This is a genomic window from Nocardioides ureilyticus (assembly GCF_051280745.1).
GTDB lineage: Bacteria > Actinomycetota > Actinomycetes > Propionibacteriales > Nocardioidaceae > Nocardioides.
In genome coordinates, this window is record NZ_JBNCOG010000038.1 from 14,878 (window position 1) to 37,449 (window position 22,572).

Below are 22,572 nucleotides of genomic sequence, written 5' to 3' on the forward strand. Positions count from 1 at the left end.
TCAGACCCCGATGTTCTGGTGGGGGTGCGCCAGGTTGGCGCGGTAGCTCTTGTACGCCGTGCGCCACTGGACCCGCTTGATGAAGGGCTCCGAGGGGTCGAAGCGCTGCTGGTTCCACGGCTCGAAGAAGCTGATGGCCGTCGGCTTCGGCCCGCGCTTGCTGTAGCCGCGACCGACCTGGAAGTGGCCGGACGCGTCGTCGTCGAGGTACGGGAAGTAGCGCCGGTGCAGCAGCGGGTGGAGGACCACCGGCGCCCGGTAGTCGACCAGGTGGCGCATCTGCAGCCGCATCCACCGGTTGAACCCGTAGTCGGAGACGTCGAGCACGACGTAGGGGCCGGCGTACCGGCGGCGGTCCCAGCCGGTGTGGTCGTTGACGACGCGGACCAGGTCCGTGATCGAGGTGCCCTGCGACGTGGTGCCGAGCTTGTCGGCCCAGTGGCGCTGCCCGCGGTCCTTGTCCTTCCAGCCCCAGGCGATCATCTGCATGGTCGCCGGGCCGCACCAGTAGGTCCGCTTCTGCTCCGCCACCTGGTCGGTGTCGAGGATGACGCGGCGGCGGGGGTAGTCGGCCTGGGTCTTGCTGCGGCGGGCGGTCGCCGGGGCGGCGGTGCGCGCCTCGGGGTGCCGCTCGAGGAACCCCGCCGGCAGGGGAGTGCCCTCGACCTCGTGACGCAGCAGCCACACCTTGGCGACCGAGCGGGCGGCCATGGTGAGCTCCCGGCGCTCGTCGCGAGCGCGCTCGGCGGGGGTCATCGCCGCGCGTCGGGCCAGCAGGGCGGCCGAGTCGAGGTCGCCGGTGCGCTCGACGGCGCGGCTGCGGCCGGCGGTGCTCCGCCGGGCAGCGGCCGCGGCCCGCGCACGGACCTCCTGCTCGCCGGCGCTCGTCCAGCCCAGGCCGAGGCAGTAGCGCTGGCCCTCGAGGTCGGCGCAGCGCACCAGGTCGGCGGCTGCCCGCGCCGTACGCCGCGGCGCGGCGCCCTGCCCGGTCGAGATGCCGCGTCCGGCTGCGACGACCCGCTCGATCTCGGCCGCCAGCTCCGGGGTGACGCGGCCGGTGCCGGCGGTGGCGGCCGGGACCGCCTCCTCGGTGCGGGTCGTCGGCGTCAGGGCGCCGTCGGGCCGGTCGCCGCCGTGCGGGACGAAGGGGGCGGCGGCGAGCAGGACGGCGAGGCCGACGAGCGCGACCGTGCGGGGGCGGGACGGGCGAGCGGTGGGCATGACGCTCCGGGCGGGCAGGGGAAGAAGGCCGGACGGCACAGCGTCCCCACCCGCCACTGGTCTAGTCAAGTCTCCCACTGGTCGCAGCCGTCACTCCTGCAGCGCCTGAGCTCGCGGCATCGACATCGGCATCGGGCGGAGTGGCGCGACGGTCGGGAGGACTGGAGCGGATGACGAGACTCGAACTCGCGACATCGACCTTGGGAAGGTCGCGCTCTACCAACTGAGCTACATCCGCACGCCGGGGAGGCCCGGCGGCCGGAATGCTACCCCAGTCCGTGGTCGTGCACGGGGGAGAGGGCCGGGTAACGCGGCGACAACCCGTCTCCGGAGGACCGGCCGGTCAGCCGTCGGTGCACCCACGGGGCGGCGGAGGTGCGCAGCCACTCGGCGTGGGTGCGGGCCTGCTCGCGACGGCTCACCACCGGCAGCTCCCGCAGCGGGAGCGGCTGGAGGTCGTGCTCGACGCCCAGCAGGTCGAGCACCTCGATCGCCATCCGCTGGTGGCCGGCGGGACCCATGTGCATCCGGTCGTCGTCCCAGTAGCGCCAGTCGCGGTACTCCTTGAGCCGCCAGAAGTCCACCACGGTCGCCCCGTGCCGGTCGGCGGCCTCGCGAACCAGCTCGTTGTAGAGCGCGAACCGGCCCCGGAGCAGGCGGTACGTCGCGGAGCCGCCCGGGTCGAAGGCCGTCCACACCAGCAGCCGGGCGCCGGTGGCCGCGAGCCGCGCCAGCCCCTCGTCGTACGACGCGGCGAGGGCGTCGAGGTCGACCTTGGGCCGCAGGATGTCGTTGGCGCCGGCGTAGATGGTGACCAGGTCCGGCTCGAGGGCGACGGCGGGGTCGACCTGCTCGGCGAGGATCGGCAGCAGCTTGCGGCCGCGGATGGCGAGGTTGGCGTAGCCGAAGTCCGGCTCCCTCGCCGCCAGCACGGCGGCGACCCGGTCGGCCCAGCCGCGCAGGCCGTTGGGGCGGCTCGGGTCGGGGTCGCCGACCCCCTCGGTGAAGGAGTCGCCGAGCGCGACGTAGCGGTGGAAGCCCATGGGGCCATCGTGCCGGTCGCTCGTGCTGGTGCTGTCTCCGGGAGGTCTGGAACCTCGGTGGGCGCCGGAGCGTCCGAGCCCTGGAGGCGGGTGACCCACCCGTCGGGACGAGGAGTGGCGATGACCGACGCTCGACGGGGATCGGCTTCTCGGCGGACGACCACAGCGATCGCCGTCGCCGTCGTGGCGGTCGTCGGGGTGACCGCCGGGGTGGCCCTCGTGGTGGGTGCGACGGGCACGGGGAACGGCGCGAACCCGCGCGACGCCGCGGTGGCCGGCTCCTCGGCGGCTGACCTGCCGCCTTCCACCCTCGAGGACTTCGCGTGTGCCCGGGCGAGCAAGGTCTTCACCGGAGAGCCCCCTCTCCCGGACGAAGCGGAGCAGCAGGAGATCGTGGAGGCGGTCGAGGCCCGCGGTTGGACCTGGGTGCGACACGTCGCGACCACGGCCCTCGGGGTCGTCGCGCTGGTCGACGACCCCGACGGCGACGCCGACCACACCGTCGACGAGGCCGACGAGCGCGCTCGCGAGCTGCGTCGGCTCGGGGTGGCACACGTCAGCGAGTGGGACCCGAGCGGCGTGGACGTGGGGCTCGACGCCGCGGCGCAGGCGCGCCAGGTGGTCCAATGGCGGCTCGACCCCGTGGTTCGCGAGCTCCGGCGGAAGACCCGGGGCCTCGCGGGCGACGCAGGGCTCGCCCTGTGGCACGCCGCCGGCGCGGTGCTCGTCCAGTGGAAGGCCCCCGTCCCGGCCGAGGTCGAGGCGCTGGCGGGGATCCGACCCGACGGGGTGCGAGTGGTGGTCGAGCCGGTGCCGTACTCCCAGGCCGACGTGGACGCCGCCCAGCACCGGCTGAGGTCCTGGCTGCGCCGGTCCGGGCGCGACCATGCGTGGACGTCGGCCTCCGCCTGTGCCGACGGGTCGGGGATCGTGGTCGGGATGGAGCCGCCCCTCGAGGACCGCTCCGCCCTCCAGGCGGAGCTGGCCGAGGCGGCCGGCATGCCGGTGCTCGTGGTGCCCGAGGAGGCGCCGGTGCCAGCGGTCATGCTGGTCCCGACACCCGGATCCTGAAGGCTGGGGCCGGCGCGGCCGGTAGGTTGAGGCGCGTGCTGCTCTCAGACCGCGACATCCTCGCCGAGCTGGACGCCGGGCGCGTCGCGCTGGACCCGTTCGACCCGGCGATGATGCAGCCGTCGAGCATCGACGTGCGCCTCGACCGGTACTTCCGGGTCTTCGAGAACCACAAGTACCCCCACATCGACCCGGCGGCGGACCAGTCCGACCTGACCCGGATGATCGAGCCGGACGGCGACGAGCCGTTCATCCTGCACCCGGGCGAGTTCGTGCTCGGCTCGACGTACGAGGTCGTGACCCTGCCCGACGACATCGCCGCCCGTGTCGAGGGCAAGTCCTCGCTCGGCCGGCTGGGCCTGCTCACCCACGCGACCGCCGGCTTCGTCGACCCCGGCTTCTCCGGCCACGTGACCCTGGAGCTGGCGAACGTCGCGACCCTGCCGATCAAGCTCTACCCGGGGATGAAGATCGGTCAGTTCTGCTTCTTCCGGCTCTCCTCGCCCTCCGCGCACCCGTACGGGTCGGAGAAGTACGGCTCGCGCTACCAGGGGCAGCGCGGCCCGACGCCGTCGCGATCGTTCCAGCGCTTCCACCGCACCTCGATCTGACGCCGCGGGGGAGGTAAGGTCACCCTCAGTTAGGTGAACCTCACTTCGATCGGACCCCGATGACCAGCACGCTCAGCTCCCCCGCGCTGCCCCTCCTCCTCGAGGAGGTCGAGGTCGTCTCGGTCGAGCGGCTCTCCACGAGCTACGTCCGCCTCGAGCTCGGCTCGCCGGCGCTGGCGGAGTTCGGCGTCGACCAGCCCCTCTACGACCAGCGGATCAAGCTGGTCTTCCCACCCGAGGGCGGCTCGCTCGGCTCCTTCGCCGGCGCCGACGAGGGCTGGATGCAGGAGTGGTACGCCCGTCCCGCCGAGGAGCGCGGGCACATGCGCACCTACACCATCCGCGAGGTCCGCGGCGAGGGCGCGCAGACCCGGCTGGTCGTCGACTTCGTGCTCCACCTCGAGCAGGGCCACACCGGCCCCGGCTCCTCGTGGGCGGCCGCCGCCGGGGTCGGCGACCGGATCGTCGTGCTCTGCCCCCGGCGCGGCATGCCGTACGGCGGCATCGAGTTCGTGCCGGGCGCCGCCCGGCGGATCGTGCTCGCCGGCGACGAGACCGCCGTGCCGGCCGCCTGCGCCGTGCTCTCGATGCTGCCGGACGACGCCGAGGGTGCGGCGTTCCTCGAGGTGCCGCTCTCCGCCGACGTGCAGGCGGTCCCGCACCCTCCGGGCGTGAGCGTGACCTGGCTGCCGCGCGACGGGGCCGAGCTCGGCACGCTGCTCCAGCCGGCGGTGCTCGCGCACCTCGGGGCGCCGGTCCTCGCGCTCGAGGTGGCCGAGGACGAGGTCGACCCGGACCTGTGGGAGACGCCGATGTACTCCTCCTCCGGCGAGATCGACGAGCCGCTGGACCCCGGCGCCAACGACGACGTCTACGCCTGGATCGCCGGTGAGTCCAAGGTCGTGACCGGCTTGCGTCGCGCCCTGGTCAACGACCTCGGCATGGACCGGCGGCAGGTCTCCTTCATGGGCTACTGGCGGCGCGGCGTGGCGATGCGCTCCTGACTCGAGAGCGCTGTTTAGCCGCCGGCCCCGCTGGGCATCGGCCCGGGCGCGCCACTGTGCGGCGCACCATCCGTCGCCAGAAAGGCCGTCCATGGCACCGACCGCCCCGCTCCCGATGGCCAGCGACACGCTCATCGACGCGAACGCCGTCGACTACCTGATCGTCGCGCTCTACTTCGCGGTGGTGCTCACCATCGGCGTGATGGCCCGGCGACAGGTCTCGGACTCGATCGACTTCTTCCTCTCCGGCCGCTCGCTGCCCGCCTGGGTGACCGGCCTGGCGTTCATCGCGGCCAACCTCGGGGCCGTCGAAATCATGGGCATGTCCGCCTCCGGCGCGGAGTTCGGCCTGCCGACCGTCCACTACTTCTGGATCGGCGCCATCCCCGCGATGCTCTTCCTCGGCGTCGTGATGATGCCGTTCTACTACGGCTCCAAGGTCCGCTCGGTGCCCGAGTTCATGTACCGCCGGTTCGGCACCGGCGCGCACCTGGTCAACGCGATCTCCTTCGCGGTCGCGCAGCTCCTCATCGCCGGCATCAACCTCTACCTGCTCGGCACGATCATCCAGGCCCTGCTGGGCTGGCCGCTCTTCGTGGCGCTGCTGGTCGCGGGCGTCGTGGTGCTCTCCTACATCACCCTGGGCGGGCTGAGCGCGGCCATCTACAACGAGGTGCTGCAGTTCTTCGTGATCGTCGCGGCGCTGCTGCCCCTCACCCTGCTCGGGCTCGACCGGGTCGGCGGCTGGGGCGGCCTGAAGGACCGGATCGCCGAGGCGTCCTCCGGCAACCCCGACATCGCCCCCGCTGAGCAGCAGCTCAACTCGTGGCCCGGCCTCGCGCTGACCGGCTTCGACTCCGAGATCCTCTCGGTGATCGGCATCGTCTTCGGCCTCGGCTTCGTGCTCTCCTTCGGCTACTGGACCACCAACTTCGTCGAGGTCCAGCGGGCCATGGCGTCGGACTCGATCTCCGCGGCCCGCAAGACGCCGATCATCGGCGCCTTCCCGAAGATGTTCATCCCGTTCATCACGATCCTCCCCGGCATGATCGCCGCGGTGCTGGTCAGCGAGATCGCGGCCACCAAGGCGGGTGAGGAGGTCGCCGGCGGGGCCGGCGGCACGGTCACCTACAACGACTCGCTGCTCTACCTCATGCGGGACCTGCTGCCCAACGGCCTGCTCGGCGTCGCGATCGCCGGTCTGCTGGCTGCCTTCATGGCCGGCATGGCGGCCAACATCTCGGCGTTCAACACCGTCTTCAGCTACGACCTGTGGCAGCGGTACGCCGTCAAGGACCGCGACGACGAGTACTACCTGCGCGTGGGGCGGATCGCGACCGTGGGCGCCACGGTGATCGCCGTCGGCACCGCCTACCTGGCCACGAACTTCGGCAACATCATGGACTACCTCCAGGTGCTGTTCGGGTTCTTCAACGCGCCGCTCTTCGCGACCTTCATCCTCGGCATGTTCTGGAAGCGGATGACGCCCACCGCCGGCTGGGTCGGCCTCGTGGCCGGCACGCTCAGCGCCGTGCTCGTCGCCTTCCTCAGCGAGGACGCGTTCGGGCCGGCCAGCATCGGGATCATCCCCGTCGGTGGCCAGGGCGCGGCGTTCATCGCGGCCGGGGCGGCCTTCGTCGTCGACATCGTGCTCAGCGTCGTCGTCTCGCTCGCCACCAAGCCCAAGCCGGCCGAGGAGCTGCGTGGGCTGGTCTACTCCGAGACCCCGCGCGAGGACCGCGTCGACCCCGACGAGGGGTCCTACCCGTGGTACCGCCGCACGATGCCGCTCGCGGGGATCGCCCTGGCCATGGTCGTCGCCCTGAACTTCGCCTTCTGAGGAGGACCCCGTGCCCGCCACCACCACCGCTTCCGAGCGCCGACACCGCGCCGGACTGCTGGACATCCGCAACATCATCGGGCTGCTGCTCGTCGCGTACGGCGTGATCCTCACGCTGATGGGTCTCTTCGGCGACAACACCACCTCGACCGGCGAGACCGACGCCAACCTCTGGGCCGGCCTGGTCATGCTCGCCGCGGGCCTCACGTTCCTCGCCTGGGCCCGGCTCCGGCCGATCCTGGTGCCGGAGGGTGGCGTGGACGAGGACCCGGCCACCGGCGACGAGGACGGCATCGAGCCCGGGGCGCACGAGCGCGACCACCAGCCGCCGTCCGGTCACTGACCGGTCTCGTCGGGGTTCGCAGGCAGCTGGGTCTCGCTCGTCATCACGACGTCGACGCGGCCCGCCTCGTCGCGGAAGACATGCACCTCGTGGCAGACGAGGCTGGTTCCGTCCGTCGGCACCTCGATCCGCACCAGCTCGCCGTCGACCCACAGCTCCACTTCCGGCGCGAACGCCGGGCCGCCGTCGCAGCTGCGGGCGAGGTCGAGCAGGTCGTGGACGAGCTCCTCGCCGTACCGCGGCACGCAGAAGGCGGATGACGAGGCCGCGGGCCCGGTGGCGGCGGGCAACGTCGGCAACGTCGTGACCAGCTCCACGAGGGAACCGGTCGGCGGCGCCGGGTCGGGCGCCGGGTCGGTGCTCCGGCTGAGGGTCGACGCCGCCGCGAGGCCGAGCGCGAGCAGCACGCCGGCGGCAGCGACCAGCGTCGGCCACCTCGGCGAGCGCGCCCGCCGCGCCGCGACGTGCTCGGAGAAGTCCACGCCGCTAGGACGGGCTGGGCCGGTGGTTCGGTTCCCTCGTCCCGTCGTGCAGGGGGTAGACGACAGGGGAGGATCCTCGGCACCAGGTGCCGAAGATCCTCCCCTGTCTCGTGCGATCGACGCAGCCAGCCGGCTCAGAGGTCGAAGAGCGAGCCGCCCTCCGAGATCTCGACGTCGGTCTTCGGCTGGTTGGCCTCGCCGTTGGAGCTGGCCTTCGGCTTCTCCTCGGCGAGCTCCTCGTCCTGGGGCTCGGCCTCGGAGGGCGCCTCGTCCTGCGGCTCGGCGTCCGGTGCCGGGTCCGCGCTGGCCGCGGCCGTGGCAGCCGCGCTCACCGCGGCGCCGCCGGAGAGCCCGCTCGTCGGGGCGGTCGCGGACCGCTCCTCCGCGGGGTCCTCCGACGCCGGAGCCTGGCCGCTGTCCTCGGCCGGTGCCTCCGGCTGGCGCTCGGGCGTCGCGACGGCCTCGGGGGCGGCGATGTCGAAGAGCGACCCGCCCTCGGGGATGCTCGCCGACGGCGCAGCAGCTGCCGGTGCGGCGGGCTCGGTCTCCGCCTCGACGACCTCCTCGGCGGGGGCCGCCGCGGCGGGCGCTGCCGGTGCCTCCGCCGGCGCCTCGATGTCGAACAGCGAGCCGCCGGAGGACAGGTCGGTCTCGTTCATCTCGGGCGCCGGCCCCGCGGGTGCCTCCGGTGCCTCCTGTGCCTCCGCCTTCGCGGCCGGCTCCTCCGCCTTCGGCTGGCTCGCCTCGGGCGCCGGTGCCGGCTCGTCGGCGGAGATGTCGAAGAGCGAGCCGCCGGAGCCGAGGTCGGCCTTTCCAGCCGGCTCCTCGGACTTCGGCTCGGTCTTCGGCTCGGTCTTCGGCTGGGCCTTCGGCTGGGCCTTCGCCGCAGGCGCCTCGGCCGGCTCGTCGCCGCCGATGTCGAACAGCGACCCGCCGGCCGCCGGCTCGGCCTTGGTGGCGCCCGTCGAGGCGGTCGGTGCCGGCTCGTCGGCCGCACCGTCGTCCGCCCCGAGGTCGAACAGCGAGCTGCCACCCGAGCCGGACCCGCCGCCGGCGGAGGCGCCGGCCTCGGCCTCCTCCTGCACCGAGGACCCGGTCGAGGCGCTCTCGGCCTGGTCGCCGGAGGCCGCGTCGGGCGCCGGGGTGTCGAAGAGCGAGGAGCCGCCGGAGGCCTTGGCCAGCGGGCCGGCGTCCTCGGTCTCGGTCACCGTCTCGCTCGAGGCCTGGGTGGCGTCGCCGGGCTCCGGCTCGGCCTTGACCTCCTCGGAGGGCGCCGCCTTCGCCGACGGCGTGCCGCCGCCGGGCTTGATCTTCGTGGCGACCTCGCCCTTGACCGAGGCCAGCAGCATCTGCGCGACGTCGAGGACCTCGACCTCCTCGCGGGCCTCGCCCTTGGACTGCTCGGCGGTCAGGCCGTCGGAGAGCATCACGCGGCAGAAGGGGCAGCCGACCGCGATCTGGTCCGCGCCGGTGCCGACGGCCTCCTTGGTGCGGTTGACGTTGATCCGCTCGCCGGTGTTCTCCTCCATCCACATGCGGGCACCACCGGCGCCGCAGCAGAACGAGCGCTCGGAGTTGCGCTCCATCTCGACGTACTCCGCGCCCGGAAGCACCTGGAGGAGCTCGCGCGGGGGCGAGTAGACGCCGTTGTGGCGGCCGATGTAGCAGGGGTCGTGGTAGGTGATCGAGCGCTTGTGCGCGCCCTCGCCCGTCTTGACGGGGGTCAGCTTGCCCTCGCGGACGAGGCGGTTCAGCAGCTGGGTGTGGTGGACCACCTCCAGCTCGATGCCGAACTCCTTGTACTCGTTCTTGAGCGTGTTGAAGCAGTGGGCGCACGTGGTGACGGCCTTCTTGACCTTGTACTCCTGGAACGTCTCCACGTTCTGCTGGGCCAGGCCCTGGAAGACGAACTCGTTGCCGGCGCGGCGGGCCGGGTCGCCGGAGCAGGTCTCGCCGTTGCCGAGGACGCCGAAGCTCACGCCGGCCATGTCGAGCAGCTCGGCGACGGCCCGGGTGGTCTTCTTCTGGCGGTCCTCGTAGGCGCCGGCGCAGCCGACCCAGAACAGCCAGTCGACCTCCTCCAGCGACTCGATGTCCTCGCCGACGACCTTGACGTCGAAGTCGAGCCCCTTCGCCCAGTCCATGCGCGCGCTGGGCGACATGTTCCAGGGGTTGCCCTTGTTCTCCAGGCCCTTGAAGAGGCCGTTGAGCTCGGCGGGGAAGTTCGACTCGACGAGCACCTGGTAACGCCGCATGTCGATGATGTGGTCGACGTGCTCGATGTCGACCGGGCACTGCTGGACGCAGGCGCCGCAGGAGGTGCAGTTCCACAGCACCTCTGAGTCGATGACGGCCGCGCCACTGTCGGGCATGTAGAACCAGTCGTCGCCGGTGTCGCCGACCAGCGGCCGCTCGGCCTCGCGGGCGAGCGTCTCGTCCTTCTCCAGCAGCGCGGTGGCGGTCTCGCTGCCCTCGCCGCCGGCCTGGACGTACGGCGCCTTCTGGTAGGCGTGGTCGCGCAGCGCGGTGATCAGCAGCTTGGGCGACAGCGGCTTCTCGGTGTTCCAGGCGGGGCACTGGGACTGGCACCGGCCGCACTCGGTGCAGGTGGTGAAGTCGAGGATGCCCTTCCAGCTGAAGTCCTCGATCGTGCCGACGCCGAGCGTGGCGTCCTCGTCGAGGTCGTCGATGTCGTCGAGGCTGACCCGCTTGCCCTCGTTGGTCAGCGGCTTGACGGCACCGAGCGCGGTGGCTCCGGAGGCCTCGCGCTTGAAGAAGATGTTGAAGAAGACGGTGAACCGGTGCCAGGCGACACCCATGTCGATGTTGCGCGAGATCACGATCATCCAGGTGAAGGAGATCAGGATCTTGAGCATCGCCATCAGGTAGACGAGGTTCTCGATGGTGCCGACCGAGAGGCCCGAGAAGAGCTCGCCGAGCCACGCCGTCAAGGGGAAGTGGAAGGCGTTGGCGTGGTCGGAGCCCTCGGCCTCGAGCAGGGCGTACTCGAGCCCGCGGAGGATGACGATGCAGAGACCGACACCGAGGATGACGCTCTCGACGAAGTAGCCCTGCCACATCGTGGAGCCCCAGAACCGGCCCTTGACGCCGCGGGTGCGCTCCTTCGGGCGGGTGGCGCGGTAGATGATGAAGCCGACGATGGCGGCGATCATCACGACCGTGAAGAACTCGGTGACCCACTCGTAGAGGAAGAACTCGCCGATCAGCGGCAGCAGGAAGTGGGCGTCGAACAGCTGGCCGAACGCCGTGAGCAGCGTGAAGAACAGCAGCCCGAAGCCGACGAAGATGAACCAGTGGGCGGCGCCGACCAGCTTCCACTGCAGCATCCGGGTGTGGCCGAGCGTCTCGCGGACCAGCACCCACGTCCGCTTGCCGGGCTGGTCGGTGCGGTTCATCGCGGGCTGGCCCATCCGGATCACGCGGAGCATGTCCCGGATGGCTCGGACGAACAGCGTGATGCCCACCGCCGCGATGGCGAGGGACACGACGATGGCGAAGATCTGCAGCATGGAGTACGGCTCCTCGTCTGGTGCTCGCCCGTGACCGGGCGTCCAGCGAGCCTAGAGGGAACGCTGGGCGACGTCAGTCCCGAGCCGGGTGACGTATATCCTACCTGTCGGTAACTTGTCGGTCGGGGGCGCCTGGTCAGCCGACGATGGCCACGTTCTCCACCTCGATGGCGCGCGAGCGCTCCGCGTGGGCCGCCACCTCCTCGGCGAGCCGGTCGAGGGCGTCGCCCAGCCGGGTCACGCCGTCACCCAAGGCGCGCTCGAAGCGCCGCTGGGCCTGGCGCGAGGGCGTCTCCTCGGTCCAGCCCGCGGTCTGCGCGTCGACGGTGTCGAGCAGGTCGGTCAGAAACGTCCGGATGTCGTCGGTGGCGGTCCGCAGTGCCTGCTCGATCTCGGCCATCGACCCCTGCCGGAGCACGAGCCCGGGGTCGCTCATCGACCTGCTCCGCCCAGCCGGTCGCCCAGCCGCGCGTACGAGTCGACCTGCGCCACCTCGTTGTGGGAGTGCTCGGCATCGACGGTCGCGAGGGCCGCTGCGTACTGCTGCAGCGCCGGGCCGAGCTCGGCCGCGGCCTCGAACCACGCGGTGAGCGCCTCGCCGAACGCGGCGGCGGCGTTGCCGCGGAATCCCTGCCCGCCGCTCGCGACGCCGTCGCTGAGCCGCTGGAGGCAGGTGTTGAACGTCGTCACCGCCTCCTGGACGGTCAGGGCGGCGGTCGTCTGCTGACCGACCGAGAGCTCGATGTTCACACTGCCTCCGCGGTGGATAGTCCTCTGGCTGCGTCGTCGGGCCTAGTCTGCGGGCAAGGGGCCGGCGTGGACCAGGGCTGGCGCGGATGACGAGAGGAACCCGGGGTGCCGTCCTACGACTTCGAGGTGGATCTCCAGTCCTTGGTGGCGGCGGCCCAGGGCTTGGCCGACGCCGTGCGGACCTTCAAGGACGCCGACGTCGAGGACCTCGTGCCCAGCGAGGGCGACCTCGGCAGCGAGGTGGTGTGGAGCGCCGTCGAGGAGTTCCGCAACCGCTGGGAGGAGGGCATGAACAACCTCTGCCACGACGTCGAGGAGATGAGCGGCCGGCTCGGGCGGATCGCCATGAACTACGCCGAGAACGACACGGCGGGCCGGGACGCCATGGCCCGGGCCCGTGCCGACGTCGCGGCCACCGCCGTGCTCGGGGGCTGACGGTGCCCGACTTCACGGTCCGGGGTGACCCCGCGGCGATCCGCGAGAGGGCGAGCACCACGGCGGACAAGGGCCGGCTCTTCTTCGACACTGGCGAGGCCCTGGCACGCATCGACACCCAGGGCTGGACCGGCCGCGCGGCCGACCACTTCCGCGAGGCGCACGACCTGGAGCCCCAGCGCTGGCTCGACGCGGGCAACGGCTTCGTCAGGGCGGGCAACGCGCTCACCGTGTACGCCGGTGAGCTGGAGCACGCCCAGGCCGTGGCCCGCTGGGCCGAGGGAGAGCACGCCCGCGGTGAGGAGGTCACCGCTGCCGCCCGCGCGGTGTACGACGCCGACGTGAGTCGCGCTCGCGACCAGGCCGCCGCCTCCCTGGCCCACGGGATCGCCGTGGACCTCCGGATCTCGCCCTTCGTCGATCCGGGTGAGGAGATCCGCCGCCACGCGCTCGCGGAGCTCGCGTCGGCGAGGTCGCGGCTCGAGGCCGCGGCCGCCACCTGTGCCGGCGAGGTGCGCGCCGGGTGCGCCGCGGCCCCTGAGGAGCCGGGCTGGCTGGAGTCGGGCCTCCGCTTCGTCGGCGGCGTGCTCGAGGGCGCCGGGGAGGCGGTCTGGGACCTGCTCACGATCTCGCCGTTCGGAGTGGTGAGCATGGTCCAGGACGCCACGAAGCTCGCGACCGGCGACCTGACGCCGGAGGAGCTGATGGCGAAGTACCGCCTCACGCTCGAGACGGCGCAGGGCATGCTGGACGCGCTCCGCGAGGACCCCGTCGAGTTCGGCAAGCAGCTCGGCAAGGGGCTGCTCGACTGGGACACCTGGGCCGACGACCCCGCCCGGGCCATCGGCCACCTCGTGCCCGACGCGATCGCGGCGGCCGCCACCGCGGGCGCCGGTGCCGTCGCGACCCGCGGCGCGAACGCCGCCGCCGACGGCCTGGACGCGCTGTCCGACCTCGGCCGGGTGGACCGGCTCGACGACCTCGGCGACCTCGGCCGGCTCGACGACCTCGACGACCTCGGCGACCTGGGCCGCCTCGGCCGTGCCGATGACGTGCTCAGCCGGTACGACGACCTGCCGCCGCCTCCCCAGGGCACCTTCCGCGGACTGGACGACCCGGCGCTGGACCCGTGGCTCGACGAGGTGGTGGGCCGCCATCCCGAGCTGTCCCGGGACGGGGTCCGCGGGATCTGGGACTACACGACCGATGACGGCTACCGACAGATGAACGGCGAGCTCCGGCAGCCCGGCTCCGTCACCGACCCGCCGGCCGTGCGCGACCGGATCGACGCCGCCGAGCGCGGCCTGGCCCAGCTGCCGCCGTACGACGGGACCACCTTCGGCGGCAGCAACCTGCCCGACCACGTCGTCGACCAGGTCGAGCGCACCGGGACCTACCGGGACCCGGGCTTCAGCAGCAGCACGCTCGACCCCCGCGTCGCCGAGCAGTTCTACGACCCGCACGGCCCGAACCCCACCCGGTTCGTCATCGAGGGCAGCACCGGGGTCGACGTGCGCCCGTTCTCGGCCGCGCAGGGCGAGGCTGAGATCCTGTTCCGGGGCGGTGTCGAGTTCGAGGTCGTCCGCAACGAGGTGGGGCCGGACGGCGTCCGCGTGCTCGAGCTGAGGGAGCGGCCGTGAGGGAGGATCCCCGGGACATGGGTGCTGAGGAGTACCTCGCCGACGTCGACCGGCGCTGGGAGGCGGCGAAGCAGCGCTTCGAGGGTGCGCCGTTGCCGCGGGTGAGCCGGGTGAAGCGCGAGGACCACCCTCACCTCGAGCGGGTCGGCTGGGCCTTCCAGGTGCGCGACGGTGCGCCGGTCTGGGTGCTCCCCGACGGCGAGCGCGGCGAGGTCCACGGGCGGGTCCGCGGCCTCCGCCCGGTCGAGGACGACGGGCCGCCCGCACTCCTGGTCGAGCTGCCCACCGGAGCCTGGGCGCTACGACGCGCCGGCCGGGACGGCACGTGGGACGTCCGCGGCGGCGAGGACAGCGTGCTCGTCGCCGACCGGGAGATCGCGGTCGTCGCCTGGCCGGTGCCGTCCGTCCCCGGCGACCCCGCCAGCCGCGTGCCCGGGCCGGGACGCGCCCCCCGCGCCTGGCGGGCGAGCACCGCCCCCGACCGGCGGGAGTGGGACCGGTGACCCAGGACGAGCGGCTCACGACGTTCCTGCAGGGCCTCGCGGAGCTCCCTGCCTACGACGGCCTCTGCTTCCGCGGACGGCCGGTCGGCAGCGGCTTCGGCCGCACCGGCCAGGTCGTCGTCACCACGGGGATCACGGCGACCTCCCGCGACCCCAGGATCGCGACGGAGAACTTCACGTCCGCGGGGCTCTACGCCGTCAAGAGCGCCACCGGCCGCGCCATCGAGCAGCTGTCGTCCTCGCCGCAGCAGCGCGAGGTCGTGCTGGCCCCCGGGTCGGTCCTGCTGGTGGTCGACTCCGCGCGGATCGGTGACCTGCCGCTGACGATCGTCGAGGAGCTCGACGTACACGTGCCGCCGGGCTCCGCCGGGACGGTGGACCGTGACGAGCTGCGGCACGCCGTCGCCCGGCAGGTCGTGGCGGCGCAGCGGCGATCGGACGTGCCGGTGGACGCTCCCGGCAAGTTCGTCGGCGACATCTCCTGAGCCCCGCCGTCAGCCGAGGCGGCGGACGGCGCTCACCCGGCCGGCGCGGGTGAGGTCCACCCGCATCATCACCTTCGCGTCGCCGGCCGTCCGGGCGCAGAACCGGTACGTGGTGCCCAGCCGCTGGTAGGGCTGGCCGACCTTCCGCAGGACGGCGCGGCTGGACATCCCCGGCCGCAGCAGGCGCTGCACGGTCGCGACCGGCTTGCGCAGCCGGGGGTTGCGGCAGGAATCCGGCCGCACGCCGTACGCGCGCTCCCAGGTCTGCAGGTAGGCCTCGGCCCCCCGGGCCATGTCGTCGGTGATGTCGCGGCCGTCGCGGCCGGCGACCATCCGGAGGTCCTCGACCCAGTCGGGGTAGAGGCCGTACTGCGCCACGCCGTCGACGTTGATGTCGTAGACGCGCTCGCCGGCGCGCTGCTTGCGCACCGTCACGCCGCCGAGCCCGCGGAACGGGTAGCGCACGGGGTTCGCGACGTCCGCGCCACGCGGGTTGCCCTGCGCGCCGAGCCCGTTGATGTCCGCGCCGAAGCCGATGCCCCAGTAGTACCGGCGGTCGGCCCAGCCGACGTGGCGGCGCCACTTCTCCACGAAGCCGGTGGAGTCGCCGGCGTACGGCGTGACGAAGCCTCCGGCGCGGTAGATCCGCGGGTAGGTGTCCGGGGTGGACCAGGAGTGGCTGGAGATCACGCCGGGGTAGCGCATCCGCTCGATCTGGTCCATCGCCTGGCGTCGCGCCTTGACGCTCATGTGGTCGGGGTCGAAGAGGATGTGCCGCTTCGCCAGCTCGCGGATCGTGTGCTCGCCCAGCGTGGTCAGCCCGCGGTGGTTGCAGTGGTCCGGCGTCGGGTAGAGCGGGAGCAGCGCAGACGGCAGGCCCAGGGAGGCGATCGCGCCGAAGAGCGCGTCCTGCTGCCCGGCGCTGATGTCCGGGACGGCCACCTGGTTGTGGTCGTGCGACTCCCCGTCGGCGGGCTCGCAGTGCCGCATGTCCCAGAACGTGCCGGTCTCGAGGAAGTTCGCGGTGTTGACGACCGGCCCGATCGCGCCGGCGTCGCCGGCGACCCCGGAGAGCGCGTTGTCGAACTTGTTGACCAGCTCCATCTGGCGCACGCCCATGTCGTGCACCTCCTGGACCTGGCGGGAGATCTCGGCGGCGTCGCAGGCCGGCACGTCGAGCTTCATGGTGCAGCCGAACGGCACCGAGGTCTCGATGCCCATGACCACCGCCATCTTGCCGGCGTTGACCACCTGCCGCGCCTGCCACGGGTTCTCCACGATCCGGTAGAAGCCCTTGCCCGGGCCGCCGAACTGGGCGTCGATGTAATCCTGGAAGGCGTACATCTGCCGGGCCTGCAGCCGCACCGAGTCCATGTCGTCGCAGGAGTTCCGCTTGAACGGGTAGAGCCGGCAGAGCTGGTTGTTCTCGACGAGCAGGTTGACGAAGAGCCGCTGGCCGCCGCGCCAGGCCCGCTCCATCCAGCGGTAGTAGGTGCCCTCGTGGGTCAGCGACTCCGGCGCCGGCCAGTCCCGGAACGTCGGCCAGCCGACCGGGTCGTGGTGCGGCTGTCCGGAGAGCACCGACTCCAGCACGCCGCCGTAGCCGCCGGTGCGGGTGTGGTCCTCGCAGTCGACGAGCGCGTACGGCGCGCCGTACTCGTGCCACGGGCGGCCGCAGTGCGCCTGGCCGCCCAGGAACTCGAAGGCCATGCCGTGGGTGTGCGTGTCGACGTACCCGCGCACCTCCTGGTACGGCGTCACGCCGGCGTGCGGGCGGCCCACCACGTCGACCTGCGACTCCGGGTACGGCGTGCAGCCGGTCGTCCGGACCAGCGCGAACGAGCTCGCGCTGCCGATCCGCAGACGGCCGCCGTCGTTGCGGAAGGTGAAGCGCCGACCGTTCTTGGTGGCGGTCCACACGGTGGCGGACGACGGCTTCGCGGCGCGGGTGCCCCCGGCCGCCAGCAGGTCGCCTCCCCGGGTGTGCAGGAGGTACCGGCCGAGGGCCGTCGGCTTGAAGAAGACCGGCTGGCCGGCGAGCCGGTAGCAGCCGTTGGCCATGGCGTAGCGGTCCTGCGGCCGCTTCCGCCGGGGCTGCATCACGGCGGTCCGGGTCAGGCGCGGGTCGGGGAGGGCCCGCTCGGACTCGACGTACGCCGCCGCGCGGCGGGCCTCGGCAGCCGTGGTCGGCACCTGCGCGTCGGCGCCCGGTCCGACGGAGCGAGAGAGGGCGTTCTTGGCCTGGTCGCGGGCGACCTTGGCGGCGGAGGCCTCGGAGAGCTGCTGCTCCAGGGAGCCGTCCCGGGTGCCGACGGCTCCCGGCAGCACGAACGCCGCGACGAGGGCGCCGGTCGCAGCGGCGACGGCGAGCACCAGCCGCCCGGGGACCCGGCGGAGGAGCGTCCCCTGCCCTTCACCGGTCGTCGGTGGGTCCTCGTCGCGTGCGCGCATGCTGTCTCCCTGCTGGCTGCCGGACGGAACCTGACACCCTGTCGGGATCCGTTGGGAGGGTCAACGGACCACCGACGACGGGGCTACGGGCGGGCCCCGTCCGTCGGCCTCCCGTGGGCCGACTCAGCCCGGCGACCGCGGCCAGGATGAGCGCGGTCCCGGCGAGCCCGCCGGGCCCGAGGCGCTCCCCGAGCAGGACGGCGGCGGCCACCGCCGCGGTCACCGGCTCCAGCAGGGTGGCCACCACGGCGGCGGCGGGATCGGTCGTGCGGAGCCCGGCGTAGAGCAGGCCGTAGGCGAGCGCCATGGTGAGCACGCCGAGGTAGGCGAGCGTCAGCAGCGCCACCGGATCGGTCGTGGTGACCGGGCCGGTCACGAACGCGGTGGGAAGCAGCGCCACCGCGCCGACCGTGGTCGTCGCCGTGGTCAACGGCAGGGGCCCCGAGGCCCGGGCCAGCGGCTCGCCGAGCGCGGTGGCCAGCGCGTAGGTCAGCCCCGACGCGACGGCCAGCGCCACGCCGAGCACCGGCTCCGGGCCGGTGGAGCCGTGCCCCGAGGTGACGCTGACCAGCACCAGGCCGGTGAGCGCCGCCGCCAGGACCGCGAGGCGGTCGGGGGCAGGGGCGCGCCGGCTCCGCAGGCTGTCGACGGCCGTGAGCGCCACCGGTGCGAGCCCGAGGCTCACGACCGTCGCGACGGTGACGCCGACGGTCACCACGGCGCCGAAGTACAACGCCTGGTACGTCGCGGTCGAGACGCCGACCGCGACCAGCCGCCCCGGTCGCTCCCGCACCAGTCGGCGCAGCGCCCCCGCGCGCCGGAGCAGGAGCACCGCTCCGACCAGCACGAGGGCGGCGATGCCCATCCGCCAGGCGCTGATGGTCAGGACCGACATCGCGACGTGCTCGCGGACCACCTGCACGCCGAGGCCGCCGGTGCCCCACAGGACGCCGGCCAGCGCGACCTGGAGCAGGCCGGTGCGGGCGCGGGCGGTCATGGCGTGCCGCCGAGCCGACGGGTCAGGAGGGCAGCGGTGCGCCGTACCTCGGCGGTGAGGGTGGCGCGGTCGAGCGTGGCCTCGGCTCCGGACGTCCCAGGGTGCTCGGGGTGCTCGGGGTGCTCGGGGTGCTCGGGGTGCTCGGGGTGCTCGGGGTGCTCGGGGAAGGTGACCGCGACCCCGGCCATCGGGTGGCCGTTGTGGTCGACCACGGCGGCTGCCACGCTCGCCAGGCCGGGCGTCACCTCACCCTCCTCGGTGGCCCAGCCCCGCTGCCGGGTCTCGGTGAGGAGCGCCCGCAGGGCGCTCAGGCTTCGAGGGCCCTTGCCGTGCCGGTCGACGAAGGCCTCGGCCGACGGGTAGAGGGCGCGGACCTGCGCGGTGGGCAGCCGGGCGAGGAGCGCCCGGCCGCTCGCGGTCAGGTGGGCCGGGAGCCGGACGCCGACGTCGGTGACCAGCGGCGGGCGGCCCGGTGCGCGCTCCTCGAGGACGTAAAGGACGTCGCGCCCGTGCAGCACCGCCAGGTGCGCGCTGTGCCCGACCCGGTCGACGAGGGCGGCCAACGGTCGGCGGGCGATCCGCTGCAGCGGCTCCTGGCGGGAGTAGCCGCTGCCGACCTCGAAGGCGGCCACGCCGAGGCCGTAGCGGTGCTCCTCGGCGAGGTGGACCACGAAGCCCTCGGCGATCATCGCGTTGAGCAGGTGGTACGCCGTGCTCCGCGGCAGCTCGCAGGCGCGCAGGATCCGGTCGAGGGGGACCGGGTCCGGCTGGCTGGCCAGGAAGCGCAGCACCCGCAGCGCGCGGGTCGCGGCCGGCACCTGACTCATGGCTGCAGGGTAGAGCCGGCAGCCGTTCCCGGCTGCGCCCGGTCAGGTGTCGCGGCGGTGGCTCCCCGGCGGCCGCACCGACTGCTCCGAGGCGTCACTGGTGGGGCGGTGCGGTGTGGTCTCCGGTTCGGCGACCGGCGGCGTGCCGGCGGGGCCGGTGTCGCGCACGTGCGCACCGGGCCGGTAGTCGTCGGCCTCGTGGTCGACGTCCGGGTCGAGCCGGTCGGCCTTGCGCAGGGCGTCCTCGCGGCGCGCCTCCTGCTGGGCGAGGCCCTGCTCCGCCCGGAGCCGCTCCGCCTCGGCGCGCTCGGCCTCGGCGCGTGCCAGCTCGGCCCGGGCCTCCGCCTCACGTGCCTCCCGCTGCGCCTGGGTCAGGCCGCCGGCGTGCTCGGTCTCCGCCTCGCGGCGCAGCTCGTCGGCCCGCCGCCGCTGCTCCTCCTGCCGCTGCTTCTTCCGCTTGCCGAGCACCACGACGGCGACGGCGATTCCGGCGACGAGCAGCAGCCCGACGACGGCGAGGACGATCCACAACAGTTCGGACATGGCGGTCCGGTACCCACCCGGGGGTCCCGTCACGTCTGCGCGGGTTCGGCGGGGCGACTCAGGTCAGGGCGCGCTCCTCGCGCACCGGCACGAAGGGCGCCGCGACCAGCGGGAAGAGGGCGGCGAGGCCGAACGCCGCGGCGTACCCCCAGTGGGTGACCGCCAGGCCGGCGACCGGCGGGACCGCGGAGGCGGCGACGTACTGCGCGGTGTTCTGGACCCCCAGTGCCCGGCCGCTCCACGACGGGCCAGCCCGCTCGGCGACCGCCGTGAACGCCAGCCCGTTGTCGGCGACCGTCACGACCGTCGCGACGACCACGAGCGGCACCGCCACGGCGGCGTCCAGCCCCGCGGCGACGGCCAGCAGCGCCATCGAGGCGCCGGCGCCGACCGCGACCCAGCGCAGCGGCCGCATCCGCGCGCCGACCACGTCCGAGAGCCAGCCGGCCGCGATCCGACCGAGCGCGCCGAGGACCTGTGCTGCGAGGACCACCGCGCCCGCCGCGCCGGCGGACCAGCCGCGATCGGCGATCAGCCACAGCAGCGCGAAGGTCCACACCAGGAACTGCGGCACCACCAGCAGGACCGAGACGCCGTGGATGCGGGCGAGGTAGAGGTCGGCGCGGTAGGGGTTCGGCGCAGGAGTGGTACGCCGGTCGGGGCGCGGCGGGTCGACCACGACCGCGGCGACGACGACCGCCGCGAGCGCCGCCGCGGCCGTGGGCACCCACAGCGCCGTCGAGACGCCGTGGCGCTCGGCCACCACGGCGATCGAGATCGCGGCCACGCCCACGCCGACGGGTTGGGCCATCTGGCGCACGCCCATCGCCAGCCCCCGCCGCTCCGGTGGGAACCAGCCGACGACCACCCGGCCGCTCGCGGAGGCGGTGCTGGCGGCGGCGGCACCTGCGAGGAGCAGCGCCATGGCCAGGAGCGCCACGCCGTCCACCGCCGACGCCAGCGCGCCGGTCGCCACGGTGGCCGTGAGGCCGGTGAGCAGGACGAAGCGCTCACCGCAGCGGTCGACCACCGACCCCCAGAGCACCAGCGTCAGCACCACGCCGACGAGCGGCGCAGCCGCGACGAGGCCGGCCTCGGCAAGGGTCAGGCCGCCCTGCTCGTCCAAGGCGTGCATCAGGAACCCCGGGCCGTGGATCATCACCGCGGCCGCCGCCTGAGCCAGGGTGCTGGCGGCGAGCATCGCCCAGCGTCGGCGCGTGCTGACCTCGGCGGGTGCTGCGGACGTGGTGGACACCTGCGCAGTCAAGTGCCTGCGCGGACGCGCGACGCCCGGATCTCGCGGTGCGGCCCTGTGAGATGGGCGGCACCGGAGACCCGGGCGTCAGCGGTGTGCCAGCGGTGTGTCAGCGGCGTGTCAGCGCGTGGTCACCCGCGGGTGGCCCCCGTCGGCTTGATCTGCAGCCGGGCGTTGCCGAGGTTCACCTCGGCGCCGTCGCCGTCGAGCAGGGTGATCCGCAGCGCGGTCACCTGGATGCCGTTCTTGATCCGGTCCGCGACGTTGAACTCGATCTTGACCAGGCCGACGCCCGGGATCTCGATCGGCTGCCCGGGGTCGGGGAGCGCCTGCGCCTCGCCGTCCATGACGAGCTCGCCGAGCGTGGTGCCCTGGGTGTTGCGGACCAGCTTCCCGCCGCGGAAGCGGGTGACGTTGACCCGGCCCTTGATGGCGTTGATGGTGAGCGGGCCGAGCGTGACGCGGGCGATCCGCGACTGCAGGTAGCCGGTGGCCCGCTCCCGCTTGCCCTTGCCGACCGTCTTGCCCATGACGTCGTTGCGCGCCGCGCTGACGACGAGCTGGTCGGCGAGGTCGACCCCGGCGAGGGTCTTGGTGCGGACGTCGCCGAAGGTGCCCTGGCACGGCATGTACGACAGCGGCTGCGGGCCGCTGCGGACGTTGTCGGCCAGCGCGTTGACCTGCGTGCCGAAGGCGCGGCCGCGGAAGTGGCCGACCTTGAGACCCTTGTGGATGTGGGCCGCGGAGTGCGCGACCCGCACGACGGTGCCGCTCGGCTCGAGGACGATCTTCAGCCCGTTGGCGAACGCCGAGGCGCCGTTGCGGCCGACCTTGCCCGAGTCGTGGCCGAGGGTGATGGTGGCCAGCCCCGGGATCGGGATGACCTGCTGGTCGACCGGGATCGGCACCGACTGGCCGGCGACCTCGAGGCCCAGCAGGTTGGTCCGGACCTCCCGGTGGAAGCCCTCGGCGTCGTGCCAGACCCGGGCCTTCGAGCTGACCCCGCGCAGGACGAGCGGGCCGAGCTTCACCCGGGCGACGTCGTGCTGGGAGACGACGGTGGTCTTGCCCTTGGTGCGGTTGGTGAAGGTGCGGTTGCGGGTGCGGACGCCCTCGACGGTGCCGAGCCCGGGGAGGTCGACCGCGGCGACGTCGTTCCCGCGGGCGAGCGGCGCCTTGTTGGTGCAGGAGATGCTCTGGAACGCCGTGGTGTCGGAGCCGACGGGCACCTGGCCGCCCTCCACACGGGTGCCGTAGCCGGCGGCCTTGAGGGCGAAGGGCGTCTTCACGACGCGGGCCGCGCGGGTGGCGGCGGTCGAGGTCGAGGTGGGGCCGGCCGCGGCGGCCGAGGTCGTCGGCGGCACGGCGGCGTGGGCGGGGGGGACGGCGAGGACCGCGGTGGCGGCGGCCGTGGCGACCGCGGTCGCCACCGGGAAGAACGGGCGCATGCTAGCTCCTGGACTGGGGGACGCCCCGATGCGTCCCGATGTGTGGATGGGCGCCCAGGGTCCTGCCCTGCTCCGCCGTCCCGCAAACGACGG

General features: G+C 73.5%; 21 protein-coding genes and 1 tRNA gene. 9 read left to right on the forward strand and 13 right to left on the reverse strand.

The genetic code is table 11. The annotated features are described in order from the left end of the window. The 3 genes from ACSMHG_RS16955 to ACSMHG_RS16965 all read right to left on the reverse strand — a co-directional run bounded on the left by ACSMHG_RS16955 (position 1) and on the right by ACSMHG_RS16965 (position 2,264). Positions 1-1,221: a C39 family peptidase gene (locus ACSMHG_RS16955; RefSeq protein ID WP_435747265.1), complete on the reverse strand. Its 1,221-nt coding sequence runs from the start codon at positions 1,219-1,221 to the stop codon at positions 1-3. A gap of 162 nt (positions 1,222-1,383) precedes the next feature. Then, positions 1,384-1,459, reverse strand: a tRNA-Gly gene (locus ACSMHG_RS16960). Between the two features lie 28 nt (positions 1,460-1,487). Next, complete coding sequence (locus ACSMHG_RS16965; RefSeq protein WP_435747267.1) at positions 1,488-2,264, reverse strand: SGNH/GDSL hydrolase family protein; 777 nt, start codon at positions 2,262-2,264, stop codon at positions 1,488-1,490. Positions 2,265-2,384: 120 nt separating this feature from the next. Between ACSMHG_RS16965 and ACSMHG_RS16970 the strand changes: the two genes are divergently transcribed. The 5 genes from ACSMHG_RS16970 (at position 2,385) to ACSMHG_RS16990 (ending at position 7,133) form a co-directional block, all read left to right on the forward strand. Beyond that, a complete protein-coding gene (locus ACSMHG_RS16970; RefSeq protein WP_435747269.1) occupies positions 2,385-3,335 on the forward strand; it encodes a hypothetical protein in 951 nt (316 codons plus the stop codon). A gap of 35 nt (positions 3,336-3,370) precedes the next feature. After that, positions 3,371-3,946 (forward strand): dCTP deaminase, encoded by a 576-nt coding sequence (dcd, locus tag ACSMHG_RS16975; protein WP_435747271.1) that lies wholly within the window; start codon positions 3,371-3,373, stop codon positions 3,944-3,946. Positions 3,947-4,005: 59 nt separating this feature from the next. Beyond that, complete coding sequence (locus ACSMHG_RS16980; RefSeq protein WP_435747273.1) at positions 4,006-4,950, forward strand: siderophore-interacting protein; 945 nt, start codon at positions 4,006-4,008, stop codon at positions 4,948-4,950. A gap of 115 nt (positions 4,951-5,065) precedes the next feature. Next, on the forward strand, positions 5,066-6,790 hold the full coding sequence (locus ACSMHG_RS16985) for a sodium:solute symporter family protein (RefSeq protein ID WP_435747307.1): 1,725 nt from the start codon (positions 5,066-5,068) through the stop codon (positions 6,788-6,790). A gap of 10 nt (positions 6,791-6,800) precedes the next feature. Beyond that, positions 6,801-7,133 (forward strand): hypothetical protein, encoded by a 333-nt coding sequence (locus ACSMHG_RS16990; RefSeq protein ID WP_435747275.1) that lies wholly within the window; start codon positions 6,801-6,803, stop codon positions 7,131-7,133. On the opposite strand, the gene ACSMHG_RS16995 is transcribed toward ACSMHG_RS16990, so the two are convergent. The 4 genes from ACSMHG_RS16995 to ACSMHG_RS17010 form a co-directional block, all read right to left on the reverse strand. After that, positions 7,127-7,615 (reverse strand): hypothetical protein, encoded by a 489-nt coding sequence (locus ACSMHG_RS16995; RefSeq protein WP_435747277.1) that lies wholly within the window; start codon positions 7,613-7,615, stop codon positions 7,127-7,129. The two genes, ACSMHG_RS16990 and ACSMHG_RS16995, sit on opposite strands and share 7 nt — an antisense overlap. Positions 7,616-7,749: 134 nt before the next feature. Further along, positions 7,750-11,145, reverse strand: a complete 3,396-nt coding sequence (locus ACSMHG_RS17000) for a (Fe-S)-binding protein (RefSeq protein WP_435747279.1) — start codon at positions 11,143-11,145, stop codon at positions 7,750-7,752. 136 nt (positions 11,146-11,281) lie between these two features. After that, positions 11,282-11,581 carry a hypothetical protein gene (locus tag ACSMHG_RS17005; RefSeq protein ID WP_435747281.1) on the reverse strand — a complete coding sequence of 100 codons (300 nt, stop codon included), beginning with the start codon at positions 11,579-11,581 and terminating at the stop codon, positions 11,282-11,284. Beyond that, positions 11,578-11,895, reverse strand: a complete 318-nt coding sequence (locus ACSMHG_RS17010; RefSeq protein WP_435747283.1) for a WXG100 family type VII secretion target — start codon at positions 11,893-11,895, stop codon at positions 11,578-11,580. The genes ACSMHG_RS17005 and ACSMHG_RS17010 overlap by 4 nt, the downstream gene beginning before the upstream one ends. A gap of 105 nt (positions 11,896-12,000) precedes the next feature. On the opposite strand from ACSMHG_RS17010, the gene ACSMHG_RS17015 reads away from it, so the two are divergent. Genes ACSMHG_RS17015 through ACSMHG_RS17030 form a run of 4 tightly spaced genes read left to right on the forward strand, consistent with a single transcriptional unit; the run spans position 12,001 to position 14,958 of the window. Further along, on the forward strand, positions 12,001-12,330 hold the full coding sequence (locus ACSMHG_RS17015) for a hypothetical protein (RefSeq protein ID WP_435747285.1): 330 nt from the start codon (positions 12,001-12,003) through the stop codon (positions 12,328-12,330). A gap of 2 nt (positions 12,331-12,332) precedes the next feature. Then, complete coding sequence (locus tag ACSMHG_RS17020; RefSeq protein ID WP_435747287.1) at positions 12,333-13,970, forward strand: putative T7SS-secreted protein; 1,638 nt, start codon at positions 12,333-12,335, stop codon at positions 13,968-13,970. 17 nt (positions 13,971-13,987) lie between these two features. Beyond that, on the forward strand, positions 13,988-14,473 hold the full coding sequence (locus ACSMHG_RS17025) for a hypothetical protein (RefSeq protein WP_435747289.1): 486 nt from the start codon (positions 13,988-13,990) through the stop codon (positions 14,471-14,473). Further along, positions 14,470-14,958, forward strand: coding sequence for an ADP-ribosyltransferase domain-containing protein (locus ACSMHG_RS17030; protein ID WP_435747291.1), 489 nt, complete (start codon positions 14,470-14,472; stop codon positions 14,956-14,958). Before ACSMHG_RS17025 ends, ACSMHG_RS17030 begins: the two co-directional genes overlap by 4 nt. Positions 14,959-14,967: 9 nt before the next feature. On the opposite strand, the gene ACSMHG_RS17035 is transcribed toward ACSMHG_RS17030, so the two are convergent. The 6 genes from ACSMHG_RS17035 to ACSMHG_RS17060 form a co-directional block, all read right to left on the reverse strand. Next, positions 14,968-17,409, reverse strand: coding sequence for an amidohydrolase family protein (locus ACSMHG_RS17035; RefSeq protein ID WP_435747293.1), 2,442 nt, complete (start codon positions 17,407-17,409; stop codon positions 14,968-14,970). Then, positions 17,372-18,406, reverse strand: coding sequence for a DMT family transporter (locus tag ACSMHG_RS17040; RefSeq protein ID WP_435747295.1), 1,035 nt, complete (start codon positions 18,404-18,406; stop codon positions 17,372-17,374). The genes ACSMHG_RS17035 and ACSMHG_RS17040 overlap by 38 nt, the downstream gene beginning before the upstream one ends. Next, on the reverse strand, positions 18,403-19,233 hold the full coding sequence (locus ACSMHG_RS17045; RefSeq protein WP_435747297.1) for an IclR family transcriptional regulator: 831 nt from the start codon (positions 19,231-19,233) through the stop codon (positions 18,403-18,405). Before ACSMHG_RS17045 ends, ACSMHG_RS17040 begins: the two co-directional genes overlap by 4 nt. 42 nt (positions 19,234-19,275) lie before the next feature. Further along, positions 19,276-19,776, reverse strand: coding sequence for a hypothetical protein (locus ACSMHG_RS17050; protein WP_435747299.1), 501 nt, complete (start codon positions 19,774-19,776; stop codon positions 19,276-19,278). Between the two features lie 58 nt (positions 19,777-19,834). Then, on the reverse strand, positions 19,835-21,031 hold the full coding sequence (locus ACSMHG_RS17055; RefSeq protein ID WP_435747301.1) for an MFS transporter: 1,197 nt from the start codon (positions 21,029-21,031) through the stop codon (positions 19,835-19,837). Positions 21,032-21,162: 131 nt separating this feature from the next. Then, complete coding sequence (locus tag ACSMHG_RS17060) at positions 21,163-22,479, reverse strand: choice-of-anchor P family protein (RefSeq protein WP_435747303.1); 1,317 nt, start codon at positions 22,477-22,479, stop codon at positions 21,163-21,165. Between the last annotated feature and the right edge of the window lie 93 nt (positions 22,480-22,572).

Excerpts from the sequence above, each read along its gene's own strand:
- ACSMHG_RS16955 (WP_435747265.1), bottom strand. The coding sequence starts at position 1,221 with ATGCCCACCGCTCGCCCGTCCCGCCCCCGCACGGTCGCGCTCGTCGGC.
- ACSMHG_RS16965 (WP_435747267.1), bottom strand. The coding sequence starts at position 2,264 with ATGGGCTTCCACCGCTACGTCGCGCTCGGCGACTCCTTCACCGAGGGG.
- ACSMHG_RS16970 (WP_435747269.1), top strand. The coding sequence starts at position 2,385 with ATGACCGACGCTCGACGGGGATCGGCTTCTCGGCGGACGACCACAGCG.
- ACSMHG_RS16980 (WP_435747273.1), top strand. The coding sequence starts at position 4,006 with ATGACCAGCACGCTCAGCTCCCCCGCGCTGCCCCTCCTCCTCGAGGAG.
- ACSMHG_RS16985 (WP_435747307.1), top strand. The coding sequence starts at position 5,066 with ATGGCCAGCGACACGCTCATCGACGCGAACGCCGTCGACTACCTGATC.
- ACSMHG_RS17000 (WP_435747279.1), bottom strand. The coding sequence starts at position 11,145 with ATGCTGCAGATCTTCGCCATCGTCGTGTCCCTCGCCATCGCGGCGGTG.
- ACSMHG_RS17005 (WP_435747281.1), bottom strand. The coding sequence starts at position 11,581 with ATGAGCGACCCCGGGCTCGTGCTCCGGCAGGGGTCGATGGCCGAGATC.
- ACSMHG_RS17025 (WP_435747289.1), top strand. The coding sequence starts at position 13,988 with ATGGGTGCTGAGGAGTACCTCGCCGACGTCGACCGGCGCTGGGAGGCG.
- ACSMHG_RS17035 (WP_435747293.1), bottom strand. The coding sequence starts at position 17,409 with ATGCGCGCACGCGACGAGGACCCACCGACGACCGGTGAAGGGCAGGGG.
- ACSMHG_RS17040 (WP_435747295.1), bottom strand. The coding sequence starts at position 18,406 with ATGACCGCCCGCGCCCGCACCGGCCTGCTCCAGGTCGCGCTGGCCGGC.
- ACSMHG_RS17045 (WP_435747297.1), bottom strand. The coding sequence starts at position 19,233 with ATGAGTCAGGTGCCGGCCGCGACCCGCGCGCTGCGGGTGCTGCGCTTC.
- ACSMHG_RS17050 (WP_435747299.1), bottom strand. The coding sequence starts at position 19,776 with ATGTCCGAACTGTTGTGGATCGTCCTCGCCGTCGTCGGGCTGCTGCTC.
- ACSMHG_RS17060 (WP_435747303.1), bottom strand. The coding sequence starts at position 22,479 with ATGCGCCCGTTCTTCCCGGTGGCGACCGCGGTCGCCACGGCCGCCGCC.